Here is a 23,181-nt window from a genome sequence, read left to right as displayed (position 1 = left end):
TCTCTCGGGCAGGATAGGTCGGTCTCCGATCGGCCCGCTACCGGGCCGAATCCAATGCGAATGCTACCTTAGCCTGGCCGGTCATGCCCCGGGAAACGTCTGGTTGGTCGGTGTGCATTTCCGGGTGTGCAATCAAAAACGGCCGGATGAGCCATGCTCATCCGGCCGTTTCGGGCGCCGCAGCAGGCCGTGCTCAGCACGGCCTGCTGGTCCTGGTGTCAGCCCCGATCAGCCCTTACCAACGGCGACCGCCACCACCGGCGCCGCCGCCGCCACGGCCGCGTTCGGCACGCGGCTTGGCCTGATTGACACGGACCGCGCGGCCCTTCAACGGCTGTTCGTTGAGGCCCTTGATCGCGGCGTCCGCCTCACTATTGTTCGGCATCTCGACGAAGCCAAAGCCCTTCGATTCGCCAGTGAACTTGTCCATGATCAGGTTAGCGCTCTCGACTTCGCCAAAGGCGGCAAAGGCCTCACGGAGCTCATCTTGGGTGACGCTGTAGGCCAAATTGCCAACGTAGATATTCATCAGTCTCGTCTCTCTGGAAATACACACCGTAGAAAAGTGGACAGCCGCTGACCAGTGTGCCAATCGGGCGGCCGTAGCAGAGATTGAAGGGCCTTCCCTTCAGGCTCGTAAATGGCGGAGTCGGATATGGAGGCGGGTTTGCACGGTTCTGTCGTTGAGAGAGCCGCACAATATTAAGATTGATGGCGGCAGCATACACGGCTGTGAGGGCCGTTGAAAGAGAAATATTGCGTCGGCGCGGCGTTGTCTCCGTTGCCTCAAGCGTCTGGCTCGGGGCGAGGCCCTTTTTGCGGGACGTTCTCGCAGTCCGGGTCGAGCTCCTTGGCTCGCCGCTCGGCACGGGCGATGTCGAGCAAGAGCTGGATTTTGCGCTCGCGCCGGCTCGATTTTAGGGGTTTGTCGCGCGCGCGCTCCCAGGCCGCGGCGATCTCAGGGTAGAGGGCCTCGGCGGCTGCGGTGTCGCCGCGGTCCCGCAGGATTGCGGCCTTGAGCAGCAGCCCGCGCTCGACATGATCGGCGTTGTCGCTCGCGATGGCCTGCTCCGCGAGCATCAGGGCCTGATCGTAGCTGCATTGGCCGAATGCGACCAGCGCGAAGCGATTCTCGGGTCCGAGCGGGTCCTTGCCACAGCCGAGCAGTAGGGCGCTGGCACACAGGCCGGCAAGCAGAGGCCGGCGTAAGCGCGGTCGGGATTCGATCGGTCTCATCGATTATGAACCTCAGCGGTGAACCTCAGCGGGGTGATCCCCGGGGTGATCCCTGGGGCGATTCTCAGGGGGATTCTCAGGGGGCGCTTGCTGCACCAGTGGCTTTGCGGCTGCGTCGGTCGGGTCGGTATTCGACGCACGTGTGCTCACCGGCGCGCTGCCCATTCTAGCGGAAGCCGCGCCCTGCTCGGTGAGGGTCAGGAAGCCATCAGGATCAACCCACCCGCGGTCGTCAGTTCGGAGCCAAGGCCGGCCGTCGAGCTCGACGATCACCTCGGCGGTGCGCTCGGGATCGCCGAGATAGCCTTGCATGATCGGCACGCCGCCGATCAATACCTGCCCTTCACCGCCACGCGGCTGTTCCTTTAAGGTGACCGGATCGACAATGCGAAAGCAGGTTCCGGGCAGCGGCATCCCGACCGTGCCTGGCTTGCAGCCCGTCTGGATGGTCCAATGCCGGGTCTCAAGCACATCGGGGATGTTCACGCTCGCGAGCGGGGTCGCCTCGGTGACGCCGTAGCCCTCGAAGATCGGCTTCCTGAAACGCAGCGCGAAGCCTTCGCGCAGCGGCGAACCGAGAGGCTCGGTGCTGGTGACCAGGAGGCGCAGCGGCTCCAGCATCAACGGGTGGATGCGCGGCTCGGCCAAGAGCAGGCCGAGTAAGGTCGGGGTGCTGAAGAGGAGGGTGGCGCGGTAGCGGGCGATCGTCTTGGCGGTGCCGAGCGCGTCGGTCGATTCCGGATGACAGACCATCGGCACCCCGGCGAGCAGCGGCAGACAGGTGGTGACGGTCAGGCCCATCGTATGGGATAGCGGCAGATTGGCGAGCATCACGTCATCCTGCTCGATGTTCAGCACATCGACGATCTGTTCGATGTTGGCGACGAGATGCCGATGGCTGAGCGCGACGGCCTTCCCCGGGCTGGTCCTGTCGCCACGCACGACCAGGATCGCGGCTGTCTCCTGCGGGTGCGGGCGCTGGCGGGCGCTGAGGGCGACGAGCAGCCAGGACGGTAGCAGCAAGGCCCCGCCCAGCGCCAGTAGATGCTGCCAGCCGACGCCATCGCCGTGCAGGTCGGCGGCGTCGATCAGCGTCCGTTGCGCGAACAGCCGCTCAGGCTCGAGACCGCGCTCATGCAGCCTGTCCAAGAACCCTGGCGCGCTGACGAGCTGCGCGATGCCGGCCTGGCGGCAGACGGCGATGAGCGTGTCGGTGCTAGCCGTGGCATCCAGGTGCACCACCTGCTTGCCGGCCATCCAGGCGGCGAGATTGGCGATGACGGCAGCGCGGCCCGGCGGCAGCAGGATGGCGAGGCGCGCGTCGGGACAGCGGTGGCGCAGACGCTCGGCCGCGATCAGCACCGCCGCGATCAACCGGCGATTGCTGAGCCTGTAGCCGTCGGCGTCGATCACCGCGGTCGCGGCGAGGCGGCGCTTGGCGCGCCTGAGCCAGGCGACGGGCAGGGTCGGCAGGGTCGCCGCATGCCCCTCCCACGAGCTAATCGAGAGCCCGAACACGGCCTGCTTCACGGTCTCGGCGTTTGCCGTGATCGGCAGCACCGGGCCGAAGGCGACGATGACATCCCGCGGCCGCCCCGCTGGCTGGCTGCGCTTGAGCTTGGCGCTGGCGTGTGAGAAGCGGCTGCCCCAGAGCCCGCGCAGATAGAACGGCAGGATGCAGGCCTCGGCACCGGGGTCGACGGCCGCCGCGGCGCGCTCGAAGCCGCGCTTGAACGCGCCGAGCTGGGCGTTCTTGCTCATGGTCCCCTCCGGGAACAGGCAGACCACCTGGCCAGCGTCCAGCAATCGGGCCACCTTCTTGAGGGCGCCGCGCGGGCGGCCTTCGGAGATCGGCACCACGCCGAAGGAGTCCAGAAACCAGCGCAGATACCAGCGCTCGTAGATCCCGCGTTCCATCACGAAGCGCACCGGCCGCGGGCTGGCCAGCTGCACCAGCGCCCAATCGATCCAGCTGATATGGTTGCCGAGCAGCAGCACGCCGCCTTGCGCCGGCATGTGATCGAGCCCGCTCACCTCGAGTCGGTAGCGGCTGTGCATCAGGCGCGCGAGCAGGAAGCGCAGTAGCGATTGCGGCAGCTGGACGATGGTGTACAGGGCGCCGCCGATGGCGACCAGGCTCAACGCCACCATGATCACCCGGCTGCCGGCATCGGCGAGCGCCGAGGCCAGGGTGATGGCCAGCGCCGCGAGCATCACCCAGTTGAGCACGAAGTTCTTCGCCGCCAACACGCGGCCGAGCTCGCGTTCACCGGCATTGAACTGGATCAGGGCATTGAGCGGGACGATGAAGAAGCCGGCGAGGACGCCGAGCGCCAAGAAGTTCAGCGCGTGCAGCCATTCGATACTGATTTGCGGCAGCAGGATTAGCACCAGCGCGATGCCGACGGCGCCGACCGGGATCAGCCCGGTCTCGACATGATCGCGCGAGATGCGCCCGGCGATCGCCGCACCGAGGATGATGCCGATGCCGGAGAACGCCATCACTCCTTGGATCATCACGGTGTTGTGCTCGCCGAAGCGGTCCTCGACGAAGGCTGGGAAGGCTGCCAGCAGCACCTGGGCGATGCCCCAGAACACCCCGAGCCCGACGATCGCGAGCCAGATCACCTGGTTGTCCCAGGCCGCATGCAGGTTGTGCTTGAGGTAGCGGCCGCTGAGATAGTCGGCGCGGTCGAAGCGGAGCGCCGTTTGGCCGGGGTGATGCTCGGGCAGCCGGAAGGTGAGCAGGGCCTCGATCAGCGAGGCGAGCACCAGGCACCAGCCGATCGGCGCGATGCGCCGCAGCAGCTCATCGGGCGGCAGGCCAGTGCCGCCGATCGCCCCCGAGTCGGTGCGCAACAGCGCCTCGAACAGCACCGAGAAGACCAGGGTCCCGGCCAGGATCGCGGTGCTGGTCGCCGCCTGCACCCAGCCGTTGGCGGTGGTCAATGCCTCGTTGCCCGACAATTCCTTGATATAGCCGAACTTCGACGGTGAATAGAGCGCGCTCTGCACGGCGAGCACGAAGGTCATCGCGAATGCGGTCCAGAACCAGCCGAGGTAGTAGCAGGCAGTGATCGCCAGCGTGATCGCGACCGCGACGAAGGCGCCGATGCGCATCACGCGCGGTTTGGGCCAACGGTCGGCGATGAAGCCCGATGGTGTGAACACCAGGATGAACGGCAGCAGGATCAGGGCATTGACGAAGGCCGTCAGCCAGATCTGCTCAGGCCCATCATAGGCCTTGAACAGCGCGTTCTGGACGATGATCTTGTGACCAAGATCAACGAAGCTGTTGAGGAAGACGACCGCTACAAACGGCAGAAAGCCGGCGATCTGCGTAAGGCGGGTCATGCCGCGCGAGTCCCCTGCAAATGGCCCAAGCCGCCGGGCGCCTCGGTCGGTTCATGCCCGGAGCGCTGGCGAGCGAACGCGGATTCTAATCCTCAGGCGCGAAGATCGAACAGTCCGTCATCGCTCGTGCAAGACAGCGGAAATCCCGGGACCGATTGTCCCTGCCCGCAAGGGTCGTGCGGTAGGAACCAGCTTATGGGCGATCTTCGCCCGACATCCATTGCGTGCAGATGGCCCTTCAGCGCCTCGATCCGCTTCTGGTACTCGTCTTCGGCTGCTGGCATGATCCAGAATTTGGGGTCGATAGCGAACTGGAGATCGGCGCGTTTGAGATCGAGGTTCTCGACAGATTGGGTCTGCGCTCGGCTGAAATCGTTGCGCAGCGCGCGCAGTGCGTCGCACAGCGCCATGATCACCCCGCATTTGCAACTCGGTCCGAAGAGCATCTAGAGTCCGAAGACGTGGATCACACCGAACACCCTAGGGACCGCCTGAAGGCCACCATTGCGGCGGCCAACCAGGCCATCCCGTTCGAACCGGCCGAGCACAGGCTGCTCGAGGCCCTGTGCGAAACCCTCGTGCGCGGTGCGGAGATCGTACTCGCCTGGGTGGCGCTGCCGAGCGCGAGTGGCCGGCTCGAGAGCGCTGCGGCCGCGGGCAGAACAGACTGCCTCGATGAGCTTGTCCTTGCGCCGCATGGCGAGCCTTCGCTCGCCCAAGGACCGCATCTGCTGGCCTATCGCAGCGGTCAGACCTATCTCGATAACGATGTGCTCGACTCGGCGCCTGCCGATCCCTGGGCCGAGCCCTGGCAAGAGCGCGCCCGCGCGAGCGGGGTCGCCGCTGCGATTGCGCTGCCGCTGCGCTCCTCGGAAGGGGTGCTCGGCACGCTCAACCTCTGTGCCGCGGTTGCCGACCTCTTCGGTCAGGACGAGGTGCTGTTGCTGGAGGTCACCGCGAATGCGCTCGGGCTCGCACTCGAGGCGCGCCGCAACGCGGCGGTGCTCATCGAGAGCCAGGGGCGTTATCGTCAGATCTTCGAGCAGAGTCCGCTCGGCATCGTCCACTATGACGCGGACGGGACCATCGTCGACTGCAATGCCGTCTATCTCAGGGTTCTCGGAGCGGATCGCGAGCAGCTCATCGGCGCCAACCTGATCCATGACATCGATGACCAGCGGGTTGTCGATGCCGTCCGTCGCTCGCTGACCCAAGGCCAAGGTCACCTCGATATCGTCTACCGGTCCGCGGCCTGGAATCAGTTCCTACCCGTGCGGGCCGTCTTCACCGGCGTCCGCGATGGCAGTGGGAGGATCGTCGCCGGCATCGGTTTGCTCGAGGACTTCACCGAACGGCGCGAGATCGCGGCGCGACTCCACGAGAACGAGCAGCGGCTGCGCCTTGCCGTCGATGCCGCCCGGATCGGGATCTGGGAACTGGACTTGGAGCAGGGTACGCTGCACTGGGATGGTTGGATGCGCCGCCTGCACGGCTTGAACGGCGACGCCATGTTGACCAGTGTGCGCGAGTGGCGCGAGCGGATCGTGCCGGATGACCGATTCCGCGCGACCCGCGCCTTGCTCTCGGCCGCGCGCTCGGACCAGCCGCGCAGCGCGCGTCTGCGCATCGTGCTGCCGAACGATGAATACCGCTATCTGCAGCTGCACGCCTGCCGGTTTCGGGATGGGAACGGCCAGCGGCCGCGGGTCACAGGCGTCTGCTACGATGTCACCGAGCAGCACCTGGCCTCTGCGCGGATCGAGCAGCTCGCCCTGTTCGACGAGCTGACCGGATTATCGAACCGCCGGCTCCTGATGGACCGGCTTAGTCAGGCGATCAGGCTCACGCAGCGCCAGCATAGCTACCGGGCGCTGCTGCTGCTCGATCTGGATGGGTTCAAACGGGCGAACGATACCCGCGGCCATGCTGTCGGGGACCGGTTGCTGATCGCGTTCGCTGATCGTCTCCGCCATGCGCTGCGGCGCACCGATACGGCCGCGCGGCTGGGAGGGGATGAGTTCGTTGTTCTGTGCGGCGGGCTCAGCGCGTCGGCTGAGGATGCCACCCAGGAGGCGGCGCGGATCGCCTCCAAGCTCGTTGAGATGGCGGCCGAGCCTTACTGGCTAAGCGGTGCCGACGAGGTGCCGCTCTACTGTTCGGTGAGTATCGGCATCACCCTGTTCAACGATGAATCCTGCAGTGCCGATGAGCTGATGAAGCAGGCCGATATCGCGATGTACGAGTCCAAACGGACCGGTCGGGATACTTGGCGCTTCTTCGAGACCTCGATGCAGCGCGCGATCGAGCAACAAGAGGCGAAGACGCAGGCCCTGCGGCAGGCCTTGCATGAGGATCGGCTGGTGCTGCGTTACTTGCCTCAGGTCGATCAAGAAGGCCAGTGGTGCGGCTACGAGGCGTTGGTGCGCTGGAACGCCTCCGGGCACGAGCTGCGCCGTCCGGACGAGTTCTTGAAGCTGGCCGAGAGCAGTGGCTTGATCCAGGCGATCGACGACTGGGTGCTGCAGCGAGCCTGCCGTGACTTCGCCGACCTGACCGCCCACCAGCCGCCGTCTTACCTGCATCTGGGGGTCAACGTCAGTATCCGCCAACTATTGGATACGGAGTTTGCCGAGCGCGTGATGCAGACGGTGCTCGAAGCTGGGCTGCAGCCCCACCACCTCCGGCTCGAGGTCACCGAGCAAGCCTTGTTCGTCGATGTCGAGCAGGCGCAGGCGGCCATCGAACGACTTCTAAGCCATGGCATTGCGATCGTGCTCGATGATTTCGGTACCGGCTCCTCGTCCTTGTTACAGCTGCAGCGGCTTTCCTTGCAGGCGGTCAAGATCGATCAGGGACTGGTTCGGGGCATCGAGAACAGCCCGACCAAGGTGGCCATCGTGCGCGCGGCGATCAGTGCGGCCAAGGCGTTATCTTTGGCGGTGATCGCCGAGGGCGTCGAGAACGAGGAACAATTCCAGTTATTGCGCGCCGAGGGATGCAGTGTCTTTCAGGGCTACTATTTCGCTGAGCCCATGCCAGTGGAGGCGCTCTCTCAACATCTGTCTGCTCCAGGTTAGTCTCCATGGCTTGGTCCGCTGATGCCGTCTTTTCCGAATTACCCGCGCCTTGAGCCGGGCGATTGCGCAGGTCTCGATCGTGTATCTCAACTATTTCGGTCTGAGCGAAGCCAGTTTCTCGATCACGCCTGATCCGCAGTACCTCTTCCTGAGCGAGCAGCACCGTGAAGCGCTCGCGCATCTGCTCTATGGTGCTGGCGAGAACGGCGGTTTCGTGCTGCTCACCGGCGAGGTCGGCACCGGCAAGACGACCATTTGCCGAGCCTTTCTCGAGCAGACGCCGGAACAGGTCGACGTCGCGCTCGTGCTGAATCCGGCGATGACAGCGATCGAGCTGATGCACGCCATCTGTCAAGAGTTCGGTGTCGAGACCCCGGCGGATAACGACTCGGTCAAGGGGCTGGTCGATCGTCTGAACCGTTTCCTGCTCGATGCCCATGCCTGCGGCCGTCACCCGGTGTTGATGATCGACGAGGCGCAGAATCTCTGTCCGCGCGTACTCGAGCAGGTGCGATTGCTGACGAATCTGGAAACCTCCAAGCACAAGCTGCTGCAGATCTTCCTGATTGGACAGCCCGAGCTCAGGGAGACCCTGGCAACGCCCGAGCTGCGGCAGTTGAATCAGCGCATCACGGCGCGGTTTCATCTCTCGCCGCTGTCGGCGCGCGAGACCGTTGCCTACGTCGAGCACCGGCTCGCCGTCGCCGGCGTTGAGCGGCCATTGTTCACCCCTGCCGCATTACGCGAGGTCAATCGGTGCACTCAGGGGGTCCCACGGCTGATCAATCTGGTCTGCGACCGAGCGCTGCTCGGTGCCGCCGTGACGCGGCAGATGCTGGTCTCGACACGCATCGTTCGCCGTGCGGCTCGGGAGCTGCTCGGCGACCAGCCCCGGGCAAGGACGCAGGCCCAGCGTCCGCAGTTGCTTGGGGCCGTCGCGGCTGGCGTGTTTGCGCTGGCCTTCGGTGCATGGCTCGGGACGAATGGTTTCGTCGATGGAGCGCTGAGGCAGGTCGATCGGACACGCCAGCTTTGGACAGCACTGAAGGAGCCACAACGAGCACCCGAAGCCCTGGCTGCGAGCGGTAGTGAACCGGGTCGTAAACCGGTCCCGAATGACGATGCGGACGGCCCGTCGGCGGCTATGGCTGTGGGTACCGCAGACAAGGTATCGAGCGCTGGAGCTGAGGAGCCGACCACGGTGGGTATTCCGGCTGGTGCTAACGACGAAGGTGCGGGTGCCCCCCTTAGCTCGGGGAGGGTCGTCGCGGAATCCGAGGGCGGGGAGGCCGACGACGCCGCGCCGGCGAGCTCGACTGAACGCGATGAAGCGACCCCACGGGTCGCATTGGCGCGAGTCGCGACCCGGGTTCCCGAGGTCGCGGTCGCAGAGCTGCCGGAGCTGACTCTGGATGACGGCGAGCCGGTTTCGGCACTGATGCACAGCTGGGGGTATAAGGTCGAGGAGGGATTGGGTTGTGACGGTCTGTCCGATTTCAGCCTCGGTTGCGAGCGCGCTCAAGCGCGCTGGAGCGATCTGCGGCTCTTTGACCGTCCGGTTGCACTGCGGTTGGTCGTCGAAGACCAAGAGCGTTACGCACTGATTACGGCGCTCGATGAAGAGTTTGCGATCCTCAAGCGCGGAGACAACAGTGGCCGCGTACCCATTGCAACCCTGGATGAGCGCTGGTCTGGCGATCTGTTGATGCTCTGGCGAGTGCCGCCCCACGGCGTGCGTCTGATCGGACCTGGCACCGCTGGCGAGGCGGTTCTCTGGCTGCGTGAGCAGTTGGCTGCCTTACCCGATGGCGTCCTGAGCGATGTGACCAGTCCCAGCTACGATGACGGGCTCCGCAAGGCGGTGCGCACATTCCAAGCCGGCCGCGGCTTGGTCGCCGACGGGATCGCCGGGCCTCGCACCCTGATGATGCTGAACAACGCCTTGTCGGATCGCACGATCCCCCGCTTGAGCCAGTCGCAGGGGCGCTAGGGTCATGCGATTCATGCGACCCCCTCGATCGGGAACCAGAAGGCCGGGAACCAGAAAACCGGGAATCAGCAGGCCGGTCTTCTCGAACCCGAGCCGCGCAAGCGCCTGACCTGGGCCGGGCGTTCGACCATGTCCTATATCCTGGAAGCGCTCAAGAAGTCACAGCAGGAGCGAGAGCTCGGCCAGGTGCCGCGGCTTCAGGCGCCGATGTTCGAGGAGCCGTTGGAGCCCGCGCGGGTCCAGCCTTGGATCTACGTCGCGCTCGGCCTCGCAATCATCGCAGTGATGTTGGCGAGCTATGCAGCGCTGCGCCCGCCGGTGCTGGAACCGGCGGCCGATCCAGTTGCGGTAAGCGATGTGGATACCGCTGCCGGTGATCAGGGCGCTGGGGCGATGATCGCTAGCGCCGAGCCGGAAGCCAAACCGGCAGCCAAACCAGGCGCCAAACCGGGAACAGGCGCAAGCGGCATGACTGGACCAACTCGCAATGCAGGGGATTCCGGTCCGCAGTCAGCACCTGCGTCGAGCGGGACTGACTCGCCGCTGGCCGCCACTGATCCGGATGATCTCAGCGTCGAGCCGCAGGTGCTGGTCGTGCCTGCTCCGCCGAAGCCCGGCGAGCGGTTGCCGCGCGGCGCCGATGAGCTCCGACGCGCGGTGCTCGGCCCTGAGGCGTCTTCGTCGATCAGGCGCCGGGAACAAGGCCCTGTGCGGGCGCAACCGGCGCCGGATCATGTGCCGGTGCCGCCGGAGTTGATCGCCGAGATCGAGCAGTTCAAACGGACGGTCCAAGCCGGTGATGGCCCGGCCGCTGAAAGCGACGACGCAACGGCAGCGGATCAAGATCGGGTCGCTTCGCGCGCGGCCACTTCGGACGCCAGTTCAGGCCGCCCGCCGCCACTGAGCTCATCGCTGCGGCGACAGTTGCCCCCGTTCTCGATGACCGTGCATGTCTATGATCCGAGTCCGACTCGTCGCTTCGTCTACCTGAATGGAAACAAGCTGCGAGAAGGGGAGCTGAGCCGGGACGGATTCATCGTCGAGCAGATCGTTGCCGATGGCGCAATCTTCCGCTATGACGAGCATCGCTTCTTCCAGTCCCCTTGACCTGCGCTGACTGTTCTCGGCGGCGTGACAACTCGTTGGAATAGGATGACGAGTTCGCTTTGGATTGCGCTGTTGGCCGGCGTGCAATCGGGGCTGCGGCGCGCGGCCGGAGCGCGGTCGAACCGCCGTTTCGCTTTCCTCGCGCGGTCGTACCGACAAGACCTTAGGCGGCATCCAACGGCCACGCATCGGGACAGCATTATGCGAAGGCGATGACGCGCAGGGCGTCGAGTCGCAGCCGGCTGTTTGCGAGGGCTTCGGTCAGCGCATCCCGCTCTGCCTTGAGGGCTTCGATCTCTTCACTGCGAACCGCTGGGTTACGCTGCGCGAGGGTCTCGAGTCGGACCAGCTCGCCGTCGAGCTCGCGCCGCATCAGCGCAACGGCCTGATCGCGCAGCTCGGCTGTCTCGCGAGCAGCCTGCTGTTCGGCCAAGGTCACCATCGCATCGAGGATCTTGCGCTTGGCCTCGAGCAGGGCCTTGGCCAATGGGCGCCGGCTGCGCAGACACTTGCCGCCGAGCGCGTCAGCGTCGATCTCGGTGCTGCGTTCCTGGCCGTGCTCGTCGATCAGCATCCGCCGCGCTGTCGGCGGCAGAAAGCGCTGGGCGTTCAAGACCGGCGGGGCCGGGCATTCGGCGACGTAGACGGCTTCCAGCAGCACGGCGCTGGAAGGGAAGCGCGGGTCTTGGGTCAGCACCAGCGCACTGGTGCCGAGATGCGAGCCGGTGACGAGCTCGAGTGCCGCACGCGACAGCGGATGCTCGCGCGTCAGGAACTGGCGCTCCTCATGGGCCAGCGCATGGGTGCGGCTGAAGGTCGCGGTCAGCCCTTCGTCGGGCAGCTCGGGGAAGCGCTCTTGCATCATGTGGGCGCCAGGGCGGACGACGATGCTGCCGCTCGGCCCTGGCTCGCGCTCGACGCCGAACGCATCCCAGAGCCCGGTCAAGAAGGTCTCGATGGCTGGATCACGGTCCTCCGCATCGATTGCCTCCGCCAGCGCCCGACCGACGGCGGGCCGATGCGAACTGAGCTCGAGCAGGCGGTCGCGCCCCTGGGTGAGCTGGGCGTCGAGCTCGGCCCGTCGCGAAGCGGCCTCAGCGACCAACGCCGCGATCTCGTCGGCCTCCGGCGCCGGGTCGAGCAGCAGCTCGCCGAGCCGTTCCTGCTGCTCCCAATAGACGGCCGGAGCGGCCGGTTGGTGTGCCGAGAACGCATCCAGACCCTCGTGATACCAACGGAACAGCACCTCATCCGCGGTACCGGTGCGGTAGGGGACGTGGATAGCGACCGTTTCGGTTTGGCCGATACGGTCGAGCCGACCGATGCGCTGCTCCAGCAGCTCGGGGTCCTCGGGTAGATCGAACAGGATCAGATGGTGCGCAAACTGGAAGTTGCGTCCTTCGCTGCCGATCTCGGAGCATAGCAACAGCTGGGCGCCTTCCTCCGGATCGGCGAAGAATGCGGCCGCGCGGTCGCGCTCGACGATCGGCATGCCCTCGTGGAAGACGGCCGCATGGATGCCGGCGCGCTCGAGCAGGAAGCGCCGGAGATCGAGCACGGTCTCGGCCGCGGCCGCAATCAATAGGGCCTTGGCCGGGCTGAGCGCGCGCAGCTGCTCGATCAGCCAATCGACGCGCGGATCGGACTCGGCCCAATCTGGATCATCCAGCGCCGATCGCTGAGGATCGAGGGGGTCTATATCGGCGATCGACTCTGTCGCGCTCGGCTCGAGCGCAGCCGGATAGAGCTGGCGTTCGGGAAATCCACTGATCGCAGCGCGTGTGTTGCGGAACAGCACCCGGCCGGTGCCCTGTAGATCGAGCAGCCGGTCGATCAGTGCCTGGCGTCCGGGTGGGACCGCATTGTCGGCCTCCTCGCTGCTTGACTGGGCTTCGGTTGCGAGGGCGCCTGCTTCCAAATCCGGGTCGGGACCCCCGCCATCCTGAGGGCCGACCAGCTCCTCAAGGCGCTGCTGCTCGTCTGCATTGAGCGGGCTTGGGTCAAGCAGGCGGGTCACGAGCTCGGCGACGGGAGCGTAGCGCGCCTCCTCGTTGAGGAAATCCTGATAATCGCCGAAGCGTTCCGGGTCCAGCAGCCGCAGTCGGCCGAAGTGACCGGCGCGGCCGAGCTGCTCTGGCGTGGCGGTCAGCAGCAGCACTGCGGGGGTCTGCGCAGCGAGACCAGCAACCAGGTCGTAAGCGGGGCTGGCCGAAGCGGGCGTCCATTCCAGATGATGCGCCTCATCGCAGATCAGCAGATCCCAACCGGCTTGCATGGCCGACTCGGCGAGCCCGGGGTCATCGCGCAGCAGCTCCAGACTGCAGAGGATCTGCTGTTCCGACTCGAATGGGTTACCCGCGTCGGCAGCCTGCCCACGCCCGCGCAGGCGCTCGCGATCGAACAATGCGAAGCGGCGATTGAAGCGGCGCAGCAGCTCGACCAGCCACTGATGCAACAGCGGCTCGGGCACCAGCACCAGCACCCGGCGCACCCGCCCGGCCAGCAGGAGACGGTGCAGGATCAGACCCGCTTCGATGGTCTTGCCAAGGCCGACCTCATCGGCCAGGAGCACGCGTGGTTGATGGCGGTCTGCGACCTCGGCGGCGATATGGAGCTGATGTGGGATCGGGCTGATGCGGGCGCCGATCAGGCCGCGCGCAGGCGCAGTCGCCAAACGCGCAGTCTGCTCGAGTGCCTGCACCCGCAGCCGGAACCAGGTGTCGGTATCGAGGCGGCCGGCGCGCAAGCGCTGCTGCGGCCTGCTGAGGCGGAGTGTCGGATCAATCCGGGTCTCTGGTAAGGGCTCCTCGTTGCCGGCGGTGTCGCGCACCAGGTAGGTGACGAAGCCATTGTGCTCGAGCAGGTCGACCACAGTCAGGTCGCGCCCCTCGAGATCCCGCAGCAGCTCGCCGGCCGCCAACTGGGCGCGCCATAATGGGGTATTGTCGGCGGCATAGGTGCGGCGCTCGCCGGTGGCCGGGAACAGTACCGTGACGCGGCGGTGCTCGACGTTCTCGACCATACCCAGGCCGAGCTCGGGCTGGGTCTCGGAGAGCCAACGTTGGCCGACGGCGAAGGCAGAGGCGGGCTCAGACATAAGGACTGGGGGCAGATTGCAGGACTGTTGGACGCGAACGCGCTGATGAATCGGTTCCAAGAGCGCGATTATCCGGACTTTTGCGCTGTTGCGCTCGGGCGCGTGCGTCGATTCGGCCTCGCCGCTGTTTATCTCGGGGCGGCAAGCTGCGGACACAGCCGTTGTGATCGACCGACGCAGCCGATGGTTTTTCGGCTCAGGCCAGGTCGTTATAGTGACGAGACGAGGTGTCCTTTGACACGACGACAGAGGAGACAGCATCGATGCACGCCGCCGAGAAATTTCCATGCCCGTGCTGCGGCCATCTGGTCCACGATCAGGTTCCCGGCTCCCATCAGGTCTGTCCCATCTGCGGCTGGGAGGACGATCTCTCGCAGCTGCGGTTCCCAGAGATGCCCGGCAGCAGCAACACCGTCAGTCTCGCCGAGGCCCAGCAAAACTATCAAGACTACGGCGCCTCAGAGCGCCGTAATCGCGGGGCGACCCGGAAGCCGGTTGACGGTGAGCCGGTCGAACAGGAATGGCGGCCCTTGGATCGGGCGCAGGACAATGTCGAACAGCCGCGGCGCGGTGTTGGCTATGGCGATTCGTATCCATGGCCGGATACGACTGTCCTCTACTACTGGCGCAGAACCTATTGGCGACGTCTCGCGAGCTAAGCAACGAACTGTCAGTGCAGCCTTTTCGGGAAAAGGGATCGCATCCCCTGACGCTGGTGATGGCCCCGAACGCGCTGAAGGGAAGCTGCACCGCGGGCGCAGCGGCGGCGGCGCTGGCCGCCGGTGCCCGGCGTGTCGCGGCCGCTGCAGAGATTCGCCAGGTCCCGGTCGCCGACGGCGGCGACGGCCTTGTCGAGATCGCGCTCCAGTGGCCGGGTGCGGAGCCGCGGACCTTCCGAGTCACCGACCCGATTCAGCGCCCGGTCGCAGCGACCCTCGCCTGGCTGCCGGTACAGCGCACCGCCATCATCGAGATGGCGCTGGCCAGCGGTTTGGCGCTCTTAGCGACGAGCAAGCGCGATCCAGCGCGCACCACGACCTTCGGCACCGGCGAGCTGATGCGACATGCGCTCGAGCTCGGCGCCGAAACCCTGATTGTCGGTCTTGGCGGGAGTGCCACCAATGATGGCGGCATCGGCATGGCGGCCGCACTTGGCTATCGGTTCCTCGACGCGACCGGGTGCGAGCTGGAGCCGGTCGGTATGGCGGTCGGGCAGATCGCACAGATCGATTGCTCGGGGTGTGATCCTCGTCTGCAGCGGGTCAAGGTGCAGGCCGTCTGCGATGTCGAGAATCCGCTCACCGGGGCGAGGGGTGCAGCATGGGTCTACGGTCCGCAGAAGGGGGCGACCCCGGCTCAGGTCGCCGAGCTCGACGCCGGCCTTGAGCGGCTTGCGTCGCGGATGCGCGAAGACCTCGGCTGTGATCCGAGCGCGATAGCTGGCGCCGGTGCGGCCGGGGGCCTGGGCGCTGGCCTGCTCGCGTTCTGTGCCGCCGAGCTGCGGCCGGGAGCCGATGTGATACTGGATCTGATCGGATTCGATACCGCGCTCGCGGGCGCTGATCTGGTGTTGACGGCAGAGGGGCAGATCGACGGTCAGACCGCATACGGCAAGGCGCCGGCCGCGGTGGCCGCGCGCGCAAAGCAGCATGGCGTCGCCTGCTTCGCGATCGCCGGCGGTCTCGGCGCTGGGCGCGAGGCGCTGCACCAACTCGGTCTCGATGCCCTCTTTAGCCTGTGTCCGGGCCCGATCAGTCTCGATCAGGCCGAGCAGCGCGTCACCGAGCTGCTCGCCGATGCTGCCGAGCAGGCCGTCCGCGCATTCCTGGCCGGTGTGCGCGCTCAGTCGTCTGCAGGCGAGGGTCGGTATAGCCATTTCGCCTGATCGCCGGACAGAAAGCGCCGGAACAGTCAGCACCGATGGGCTCAGCTTGTCTGGAAACCAGGGCGAGTGACTATAGTAGGGTTCGCTTGGTCTCTACGATAAGCGTTTAAACACGGTATTCCGGGCTGCATTGGTAGGTTTTGGGTGAGACGGTGCTCTAAGGTCGAGCGGCCGTCACGCGAGCTGGTATAGCCAACGGGTTACAAAAGGGCCTTGCGTGCCCGGTGTTAATGCTGGCAGGCCGCGCAGTAGAAGCTCGAGCGTTGGCCGATACGGCGCTGACGGATGGGTTGGCCGCAGCAGGGGCAGGGCAGATCGGCGCGGCCGTAGACGCTGAGCGATTGGGCGAAGTAACCGGGATGGCCGTCCTCCTGAACGAAGTCGCGCAGGCTGGTGCCGCCCTGGGCGATGGCCGCGCTCAGCACGAGCCGGATCGCCTGGGCCAGTGCTTGATAGCGTGGCCGGGCGATGCGTCCCGCAGCGCGATTGGGGTGGATACGGGCGCGATGCAGGGCCTCACTGGCATAGATGTTGCCTACACCGACGACCACGTGGCTATCCATGATGAAGCTCTTGACCGGCGCGCGCCGTCCGCGTGAACGCTGGTAGAGATAGTCGCCGCTGAACGCCGGCCCGAGGGGCTCCGGACCAAGATCGCGCAGCAGTGGATGCGCCTCGGCCGGGCTCGGCGTCCATTGCAGCATCCCGAAGCGGCGCGGGTCGCGGAAGCGCAGGCAGTCTCCGTTCGCGAGTACGAGATCGACATGATCGTGTAGTGCCGGCGGGGTCGCCGCCGGCAGCACGCGCAGGCTCCCCGACATCCCCAGATGGAGCAACAGGCAGCCCTCCTCGAGCTCGAGCACGAGATACTTGGCGCGCCGGCGCAATTGTTGGATGCGCTGATCGACGACTCGCTCAGCGGTATCGGCTGGGATCGGCCATCGCAGGCGGTGGTCGCGGACCTCGAGCCGTTCGATGCGCTGTCCGCTCAGATGCGGCGCGATGCCGCGCAGACTGGTTTCGACCTCGGGAAGCTCGGGCATGCAGGCGTTGACTCCTCGGCAACAGTTTACGGGGGAGGCGGTTACAGAAAGCGCCTGTGGGCAAGCTTGCCGGGGGGATTTTGCCGGCTCGGCGGAACGTCTCGGACAGCTGGTGTCAAATCCCTGATCGGAAGTGCTGCATTGCAAGCGCCGGGTCCAAATCGCAAGCGCCGAATCCCATCGCCGCGACCTCCACTTAGCCGGAATCTCTCATGACGCTTTACGGATTGCTCAATCTGCCGGCCTGGCAGGTGGCCCTGATTACCCTTGGTCTGACACACATCACGATCGTTGCGGTCACCCTGTTCCTGCATCGGGCGCAGGCCCATCGCGCCCTTGATCTCCATCCGATCCCGGAGCACTTCTTCCGGTTCTGGCTCTGGCTGACCACCGGCATGGTGACGCGCCGCTGGGTGGCGGTGCATCGCAAGCACCATGCTCGCTGCGAGACCGCCGATGATCCGCACAGCCCCCAAGTGCTCGGTCTGAGTAAGGTCTTCTGGCAGGGTGCGGAGCTCTACGGGCTGAGCGCGAAAAACCCGAGCATCGTCGAGCGATTCGGGCACGGCACGCCGGATGACTGGCTCGAGCGCCACCTCTACAGCCGATTCGCCTGGCAAGGGTGCGCACTGATGCTGATCATTGATCTCGGGCTCTTCGGCGTCTACGGCATCACGGCCTGGGCGGTCCAAATGCTCTGGATTCCGGTTTTGGCGGCCGGGGTGATCAATGGGGTTGGTCACTATTGGGGCTATCGCAACTTCGACACGCCGGACGCTTCTGCGAACGTGTTGCCCTGGGGCATCGTGATTGGGGGCGAAGAGCTCCACAACAACCATCATGCCTTTCCGGCCTCGGCGCGCCTATCGATGCGCCGCTGGGAGCTCGATATCGGCTGGTTCTATGTGCGTCTACTCGAGTTACTGGGGTTAGCGCGGGTCAAGAAGCTTCCGCCACGGGCAACCGTTGTTGAAGGCAAGCAGCATGTTGATATGGATACGCTCAAGGCAGTGCTGGTCGCCCGCATGCTGGTCATCCGTCGGTACTCGAACGAGGTCTTGCGTCCGGTGACACGGGCCGAGCTCTGTCAAGGCAGGCGGAAATGCCGGCGGATCGCACGCCAGGCCCGGAGGCTCCTCGTGCGAGAGCGCCTCGATGAGCTGAGCCGTTCGAACCTCGAGCAGATGCTCTCGCGCAGCCAGCAATTGAAGGTCGTCTATCAGTTTCGCGAGCAGTTACGCCAGATCTGGGAGCGCAATGCGGCCTCCCAGGAGGCGCTGCTCAAATCGCTGCAGGACTGGTGTCAGCGCGCGGAAGCGACTGGTATCCAAGCCCTGGAAGGGTTCTCACGCAACCTGCGGGGATTGTCGCTGGTCAGCGCCTAGCGCGCGCTTGGATCGACTGGAGCCAGTCCGATGCCCTGGTGATCGAGCGTACAAGCAAGGGGGCGTGGCTGGCTTCAAGCCGGCTCAAGGCTCTGCGGTCAGATAGCAGATCCAGCCGGCGTCCGGGTCCGCTCGCTGCACCGGCCTGAAGGTCCCGTCCGGCTCGCCGTCCTCGGTCCAGCCCTGCCAGTAGACGCAGAGATTGCTGAAGCCTGCCTCCGCCAGAAGCTCGCGGAGCTCGGGTAGGGTCCACAGTCGCCAGCTGTAATTGAAGGCCCGGTCGAGCCGGGAGCCATCAGGGAACACAAAATGGATGGCGCAGTCCATGTGGCCGCTGATCGGATCATAGTCAGACTGCTCCCAGACATAGGTGAAGGGCGAGCCGCCGTCATCGATCTCGCGCTCCTCGGTGATCACCCGGAACGCGTCGTAGCCGCCGTAGGCATCGAGCATGAATAGGCCGTCGGCGCGCAAACGCTCGCGCACGCGCTCGAAGTACCGTCGCAATCGGCGCCGGTTGGTGATCAGCCACCAGCTGAAATTCATCGCCAGCACAAGGTCGACAAGCCCGTCTTCAGGACTCGAAGACCAGGCCGGTTCGATCTCCAGCACATCGGCCTCGACCAGGCTCAGCCTGGCGCGTGCCTCTGGGCTGAGCATGGCGAGCTTCTGATCCGATGCCCAGGCCAGGACATCCGGATCATTGTCGAACCCGACCGCCCGATGGGACGGATCACGCAGAACCCACTCGCAGCAGACTGCCGCCGTCCCGCAGAAGTCTTCGGCCAGCGTTCGTGCAGGGCGCCCGCGGTGCGCCTGAAAGGTCTCCGCGATGAAGTCGACCTCGGCTTCCGGACACTGAACCGCGCGCTCATAGAGCGCATACCGGTCGGCTCGATCGGCCATCAGCGAAGGGCCTTGGGATGGTGCTGAGAGAGGTGGATCAGGGATGCGGCTCATCGGCGAGCGTCGTGCTCCGTTTGCAAGCAAAGGCGGCTTCCCTTAAGCTTGCAGGCTCGCTGCGCATCGGTGCAAGCGTCGGAGCGTTTGCTACTGCAACGGTGGCCTTGCCCGACTGCATTCCGGAGAGGTGTCCGAGTGGCTTAAGGAGCACGCCTGGAAAGTGTGTATAGGTTAATAGCCTATCGTGGGTTCGAATCCCACCCTCTCCGCCATACCTTAGGCGATTTCTGTCAAAGCTCATACCGCCTTGCTGGTCTTTTCGCTCGCCTTCTTCGTCGCGCCGCCGGTCACATAGCCCGGCTATGCTCCCGGCGACGCTCCTCGAAGGCAAACGAACATCCTGCGCAATTCGGTACGAGCTTTTCCGGCAATCGCCTTACGCCGAGCGGCCTCGAGGCCTTCGAAGCCGTTGACGGGATAGCTGGGCACGTACTGACAGGTGCGAAACAGTGCCTCGGAGAAGGCATTGTCATCGCTCACCCGCGGGCGGCTAGAGGAGGGGGTAATCTTCAGCGCCCGCAGCGTCGCCAGCAACGTGGCGCCCTTGAACGGGCTGCCGTTATCGGCATGCAGCACCAACGGCTGATCGATCACGGCCTCGGCCGGCACCTCGCAGCGGATCATCCCGCTTGCGTTGGCCGCCGACTCGGCCTCGAACACCTCCCAGCCCACGACCTCACGGCTCAGTGCCATCGGGCCGTATCGGGTGGGGCGTCGGTTCGGCGCCATGGCCGGACGCGCACGGGTTGATGAGCGGTTCTTCGAGCCGTTGCCCGAGGATCAGTTGAGCGCTTGGGAGGGATGACGCATGCGCTTGTTGCTCGATACGCATGCCCTGCTGTGATGGCTTGATGGGGACGCCAAGCTATCTCTGACCGCGCGCACCGCGATCGGGAATGAGGCCCATCCGGTGTGGGTGAGTGCGGCGACGGTATGGGAAATCGCCACCAAGGTTCGGATCGGCAAACTGCCTGAGGCCGTCGAGGTGGCGGCACGCCTGCCCGAGATCTTGTCGGAGCAGGTCTTCACGCCGCTGGCCACCCGTGTCGAGCATGCGCGCCAGGCTGGCTGTTGCAGCATGCGCATCGTAATCCTTTCGACCGAATGCTGATTGCTCAGGCGCAGATCGAGGACATGACGCTGGTCAGCAATGAAACCCTATGCGATAGCTTTCAAGTTCAGCGGCTCTGGTAGGCAATGAAGCTCAAATTCGGCGACACCGCCTTGGTCTCCTCCTTCGAGCATGGCGTGACTGAGGAGCGGGTCAAGGTCCGTCAGCTTTCGCCGATCACCGAGGTCAAGTCGCTTGAATCGGCATGTCTGAACCGCTGACTAAAGCGTTGATCTCGGCCTCGCGTGTCATCGCGAAGGGCCGGCGCATCTGCGACGTAGATCGGCTCGTCGCGACCTACGGTGGGAAGGCGTCGAAGTGGGTCAAGAAGAGTAGCCCTCCGTTCGAGGATCAGGGCGAGACCTGTGAGTACCACTGGTACGAACACCAAGGCTTGGGTCGATTTGAAACAAAGATGAAGAGGCTCTGATTGCGATGATTGTTCGTCTAACCACAACGCAGCCCGAGTATCCAGATCTGTCCGCGAATCAGCCTTACTTCGTGATTGGCATTGAGGCCGACGATTTTCGGATACTCAATGATTCCGGCAAGCCCTATCTGTATCCAGCCGCCTTTTTCGAGGTGATCGACAGTCAACAACCAGCTGATTGGCTCACCGAGTTCGGCGATGACGGTGAGCGGTATGCCTATCCCGCCGCCTTGAACGCGCCTGGGTTTTTCGAGGACTTTTTCGACCAGAAGCCTGAGCAGACCGCGATCTTCTGGCATGAGCTAAACAAGGTGCTATCTCAGGCCGCTTGAGCGTCTTAGTGGTGTCCATGATGTTGGAGAACAACGATGCAGCTAACCTTGACACTGCCCGATGAGCTTGCGGCCAATTTTCAAAGCGAGGACGAATTGCGTCGAACGCTCTATTAGGATTTCATCATCGAGCAACGCCAGGTGGGGGCAGTCAGTTTGAGCAAGGCCGCTGAGCGACTCGATCTGAGCTATCAGGAGTTCTTCGTCCTGCTGGGACAAAAAGGCCTGAGCTTCGTCAATGTCTCAGCGGAAGAAGCGGACGCCAGCTATTGCGCCTTCGAGGCATTGATGCAGCATCGATGATCGTCATCACCAATGCAAGCCCACTGATCGCGCTTGGGCAAACGCAGCGCCTGACGATACTCCGCAGCCTCTTCGGTCGCGTGCTGATGCCCGACACTGTGTATCAAGAAACGATGATGATCATGATGACTGAGTTGAACCTGTTATGGAATCTACGATGACGATCGCCGAGAAAGTCTACGAAGCTGTCAAAGGCCTCCCAGAGTCGCAGGCTGCTGAGGTTCTTGACTATGCGGAGTGTCTAAAAGCGAAACAGCTTGAGCTTTCAGCCGCCTGTCCAACTGACGTTGCACGGCAACACCGCGCTGAATTGCAGGCTTGGGTTGCCTCGCAACCAAAACAGTCAGAGAGTGCGGGTGAATTTGTTCATCGCTTGCGCCATGAGGCCAGGTATTGATGACCTATGTTGATACGAGCGTGCTGCTTGCGATGTTCCTCAATGAGTCGAAGACAGGGGATACATGGGGCTGGTTCAATCGGCAAGCGCCAGGTTCTACCCTGATCAGCAAGTGGACGCTCACGGAGATAGCAAGTGCTTTAGGGGTGAAGCGGCGCATGCAGGTGATCAGTGACTCGCTGCATGACGAAGTCTTGTCAAAGGTCAGACAGTTCGTGCAGAGCGACTTTGTCGTCTTGATACCCGATGCTGCTGACTTTGATGAGGCTGCCTCGCTGTGCGATCAGTGGCAGTCAGGGTTGCGAGCGGGCGACGCACTGCATATCGCGATTGCCGAGCGTCGGGGCATGTCAATCTGTACGCTGGATGGCGTGATGAGCGATGCTGCGACTCACCTCGAAATCGTCGTTCATGCGCCCTGATGTTCTGTAGGATACTGACGTCTCCGGTATGAAGCTCAAGTTCAAAGTCCAGCCTTAACAGACCAACGCCGTCGAAACGGTCGTCGATTGCTTCGCCGGTCAGCCGATGACCTCCGGCCTTACGTACATCGCACCTAGCACCACCGCGTGCACCGGCTCGAAGCGCTCGATGCCTTCAACCAGAAGCTGGTGAAGAAGATTGCCGTGCGTGGCATCCAGACCCGCGGGCTGGCTGGGACCAACGCCTATCTCTACCTCGAAGGCATCGACATCTCCAAGCAAGCGCCCGTCGCGCGCATCGAGCTGGAGGTCAAGCTCAAGTCTGGCGAGATCAAGCGGCAACTGCGCCGGCTGCGCTTTCGCGACGATCTGTTCATCGCTTCCGGCGAGCTGGACCAGTACCAAGGCTTCACCATCAGCCAGATCGACGCCGTGACCGACACGGTCGAATTCACCAACGGCGAGGTGCTGAAGGTGGGCGAGGCCAACGGCGACGTCTCCGAGAGCGATATCCGCCGCATCCAGATCCGCGAGACCATCAAGGCCCATCTGGACAAGGAAAAGCAGCTCTTCGCCCAGGGCGTCAAGGTGCTATCGCTGTTCTTCATCGACGAGGTGGTGAAGTACCGCGACTACGCTCAGGCCGACGAGAAGGGCGAGTATGCGTGTTCACCGCCAGCCAGGCCGGCCATGATTTCTCCAGCGCCACGGAGAAGCTCAAGAACCATGTCTACGACTACGCCATCGTCGACTCCAATGTTGAGCGGGACTTCGTCAACGACTTGGAGACGCGCCCGGAAGTAGTCGTCTACGCCAAGCTGCTACGCGGCTTCCTGATCCCGACACCCGTCGGCGACTACAACCCGGACTGGGCGATCGCGTTCACCGCCGGCAGCGTGCGGCACATCTACTTCGCTGCTGACAGCAATTCCCGCCATCCTCGGAGATGGCAGCTGACAAGACACGGAGACCGGCATTGAAGATCTCTGGACGCATGGACGCCTCGCTGCAGAGCAACGCTTTGATGAAGCTGGCTTGTTCTCCCCTCA

Annotated in this window: 22 protein-coding genes, 1 tRNA gene and 1 pseudogene; 15 read left to right on the top strand and 9 right to left on the bottom strand. The window is 64.4% G+C overall.

Annotation, left to right across the window (positions count from 1 at the left end):
- Positions 1–235: 235 nt before the first annotated feature.
- The 4 genes from CKO40_RS08650 to CKO40_RS08635 form a co-directional block, all read right to left on the bottom strand.
- Complete coding sequence (locus CKO40_RS08650; protein WP_200345806.1) at positions 236–529, bottom strand: RNA recognition motif domain-containing protein; 294 nt, start codon at positions 527–529, stop codon at positions 236–238.
- A 257-nt stretch (positions 530–786) separates the two neighbouring features.
- Positions 787–1,236 (bottom strand): hypothetical protein, encoded by a 450-nt coding sequence (locus CKO40_RS08645; RefSeq protein ID WP_200345805.1) that lies wholly within the window; start codon positions 1,234–1,236, stop codon positions 787–789.
- A gap of 12 nt (positions 1,237–1,248) precedes the next feature.
- Positions 1,249–4,590 carry an MFS transporter gene (locus CKO40_RS08640; RefSeq protein ID WP_200345804.1) on the bottom strand — a complete coding sequence of 1,114 codons (3,342 nt, stop codon included), beginning with the start codon at positions 4,588–4,590 and terminating at the stop codon, positions 1,249–1,251.
- 92 nt (positions 4,591–4,682) lie between these two features.
- Positions 4,683–5,036 (bottom strand): DUF2333 family protein, encoded by a 354-nt coding sequence (locus CKO40_RS08635; RefSeq protein WP_200345803.1) that lies wholly within the window; start codon positions 5,034–5,036, stop codon positions 4,683–4,685.
- 15 nt (positions 5,037–5,051) lie between these two features.
- On the opposite strand from CKO40_RS08635, the gene CKO40_RS08630 reads away from it, so the two are divergent.
- The 3 genes from CKO40_RS08630 to CKO40_RS08620 all read left to right on the top strand — a co-directional run bounded on the left by CKO40_RS08630 (position 5,052) and on the right by CKO40_RS08620 (position 10,764).
- Positions 5,052–7,667, top strand: coding sequence for an EAL domain-containing protein (locus tag CKO40_RS08630; RefSeq protein WP_200345802.1), 2,616 nt, complete (start codon positions 5,052–5,054; stop codon positions 7,665–7,667).
- Positions 7,668–7,716: 49 nt separating this feature from the next.
- Complete coding sequence (locus CKO40_RS08625; RefSeq protein WP_207173509.1) at positions 7,717–9,657, top strand: ExeA family protein; 1,941 nt, start codon at positions 7,717–7,719, stop codon at positions 9,655–9,657.
- Between the two features lie 129 nt (positions 9,658–9,786).
- Positions 9,787–10,764 (top strand): general secretion pathway protein GspB, encoded by a 978-nt coding sequence (locus tag CKO40_RS08620; RefSeq protein ID WP_200345801.1) that lies wholly within the window; start codon positions 9,787–9,789, stop codon positions 10,762–10,764.
- 199 nt (positions 10,765–10,963) lie between these two features.
- On the opposite strand, the gene rapA is transcribed toward CKO40_RS08620, so the two are convergent.
- Positions 10,964–13,861: an RNA polymerase-associated protein RapA gene (gene rapA / locus CKO40_RS08615; protein ID WP_200345800.1), complete on the bottom strand. Its 2,898-nt coding sequence runs from the start codon at positions 13,859–13,861 to the stop codon at positions 10,964–10,966.
- A gap of 263 nt (positions 13,862–14,124) precedes the next feature.
- Here rapA and CKO40_RS08610 point away from each other — a divergent pair, with 263 nt between their 5' ends.
- Positions 14,125–14,520 (top strand): CPCC family cysteine-rich protein, encoded by a 396-nt coding sequence (locus CKO40_RS08610; protein WP_200345799.1) that lies wholly within the window; start codon positions 14,125–14,127, stop codon positions 14,518–14,520.
- Positions 14,521–14,579: 59 nt separating this feature from the next.
- Positions 14,580–15,746, top strand: coding sequence for a glycerate kinase (locus CKO40_RS08605; protein WP_200345798.1), 1,167 nt, complete (start codon positions 14,580–14,582; stop codon positions 15,744–15,746).
- A gap of 227 nt (positions 15,747–15,973) precedes the next feature.
- On the opposite strand, the gene mutM is transcribed toward CKO40_RS08605, so the two are convergent.
- Complete coding sequence (gene mutM / locus CKO40_RS08600) at positions 15,974–16,789, bottom strand: bifunctional DNA-formamidopyrimidine glycosylase/DNA-(apurinic or apyrimidinic site) lyase (RefSeq protein ID WP_200345797.1); 816 nt, start codon at positions 16,787–16,789, stop codon at positions 15,974–15,976.
- Between the two features lie 212 nt (positions 16,790–17,001).
- On the opposite strand from mutM, the gene CKO40_RS08595 reads away from it, so the two are divergent.
- Entirely contained in the window at positions 17,002–18,174 is a 1,173-nt protein-coding gene (locus CKO40_RS08595) for a DesA family fatty acid desaturase (protein ID WP_200345796.1), read from the top strand.
- An 84-nt stretch (positions 18,175–18,258) separates the two neighbouring features.
- Here the strand turns inward: CKO40_RS08595 and CKO40_RS08590 are convergent, their stop codons facing one another.
- A complete protein-coding gene (locus CKO40_RS08590) occupies positions 18,259–19,080 on the bottom strand; it encodes a class I SAM-dependent methyltransferase (protein WP_200345795.1) in 822 nt (273 codons plus the stop codon).
- 178 nt (positions 19,081–19,258) lie between these two features.
- Here CKO40_RS08590 and CKO40_RS08585 point away from each other — a divergent pair.
- A tRNA-Ser gene (locus tag CKO40_RS08585) sits at positions 19,259–19,349 on the top strand.
- Positions 19,350–19,437: 88 nt separating this feature from the next.
- Here the strand turns inward: CKO40_RS08585 and CKO40_RS08580 are convergent.
- A complete protein-coding gene (locus CKO40_RS08580; RefSeq protein ID WP_200345794.1) occupies positions 19,438–19,830 on the bottom strand; it encodes a DDE-type integrase/transposase/recombinase in 393 nt (130 codons plus the stop codon).
- A gap of 223 nt (positions 19,831–20,053) precedes the next feature.
- On the opposite strand from CKO40_RS08580, the gene CKO40_RS24260 reads away from it, so the two are divergent.
- Both CKO40_RS24260 and CKO40_RS24890 read left to right on the top strand, forming a co-directional pair.
- The gene (locus CKO40_RS24260; RefSeq protein ID WP_242476918.1) at positions 20,054–20,248 is read left to right on the top strand and encodes a PIN domain-containing protein; all 195 of its coding nucleotides are present in this window, start codon (positions 20,054–20,056) and stop codon (positions 20,246–20,248) included.
- A gap of 86 nt (positions 20,249–20,334) precedes the next feature.
- Positions 20,335–20,469, top strand: a complete 135-nt coding sequence (locus tag CKO40_RS24890; protein ID WP_276570800.1) for a hypothetical protein — start codon at positions 20,335–20,337, stop codon at positions 20,467–20,469.
- Between the two features lie 226 nt (positions 20,470–20,695).
- On the opposite strand, the gene CKO40_RS08570 is transcribed toward CKO40_RS24890, so the two are convergent.
- Positions 20,696–20,977 carry a hypothetical protein gene (locus CKO40_RS08570; protein WP_200345793.1) on the bottom strand — a complete coding sequence of 94 codons (282 nt, stop codon included), beginning with the start codon at positions 20,975–20,977 and terminating at the stop codon, positions 20,696–20,698.
- Between the two features lie 189 nt (positions 20,978–21,166).
- Between CKO40_RS08570 and CKO40_RS08565 the strand changes: the two genes are divergently transcribed.
- The 6 genes and pseudogenes from CKO40_RS08565 to CKO40_RS23935 all read left to right on the top strand — a co-directional run bounded on the left by CKO40_RS08565 (position 21,167) and on the right by CKO40_RS23935 (position 23,112).
- Positions 21,167–21,313 carry a hypothetical protein gene (locus tag CKO40_RS08565; protein ID WP_200345792.1) on the top strand — a complete coding sequence of 49 codons (147 nt, stop codon included), beginning with the start codon at positions 21,167–21,169 and terminating at the stop codon, positions 21,311–21,313.
- Complete coding sequence (locus CKO40_RS08560) at positions 21,310–21,474, top strand: PIN domain-containing protein (protein WP_200345791.1); 165 nt, start codon at positions 21,310–21,312, stop codon at positions 21,472–21,474. The genes CKO40_RS08565 and CKO40_RS08560 overlap by 4 nt, the downstream gene beginning before the upstream one ends.
- Positions 21,471–21,710 carry a DUF2281 domain-containing protein gene (locus CKO40_RS08555; protein WP_200345790.1) on the top strand — a complete coding sequence of 80 codons (240 nt, stop codon included), beginning with the start codon at positions 21,471–21,473 and terminating at the stop codon, positions 21,708–21,710. The genes CKO40_RS08560 and CKO40_RS08555 overlap by 4 nt, the downstream gene beginning before the upstream one ends.
- A complete protein-coding gene (locus tag CKO40_RS08550) occupies positions 21,710–22,132 on the top strand; it encodes a type II toxin-antitoxin system VapC family toxin (RefSeq protein WP_200345789.1) in 423 nt (140 codons plus the stop codon). Before CKO40_RS08555 ends, CKO40_RS08550 begins: the two co-directional genes overlap by 1 nt.
- A gap of 138 nt (positions 22,133–22,270) precedes the next feature.
- A pseudogene (locus CKO40_RS23940) lies at positions 22,271–22,798 on the top strand (restriction endonuclease subunit R); the annotation flags it as partial.
- A 116-nt stretch (positions 22,799–22,914) separates the two neighbouring features.
- The gene (locus CKO40_RS23935) at positions 22,915–23,112 is read left to right on the top strand and encodes a restriction endonuclease (RefSeq protein ID WP_207173505.1); all 198 of its coding nucleotides are present in this window, start codon (positions 22,915–22,917) and stop codon (positions 23,110–23,112) included.
- Positions 23,113–23,181: the final 69 nt, after the last annotated feature.

Origin of the sequence: Halochromatium glycolicum (genome assembly GCF_016584085.1) — a bacterium.
GTDB lineage: Bacteria > Pseudomonadota > Gammaproteobacteria > Chromatiales > Chromatiaceae > Lamprobacter > Lamprobacter glycolicus.
This window is presented reverse-complemented; position numbering and strand designations above follow the sequence as displayed.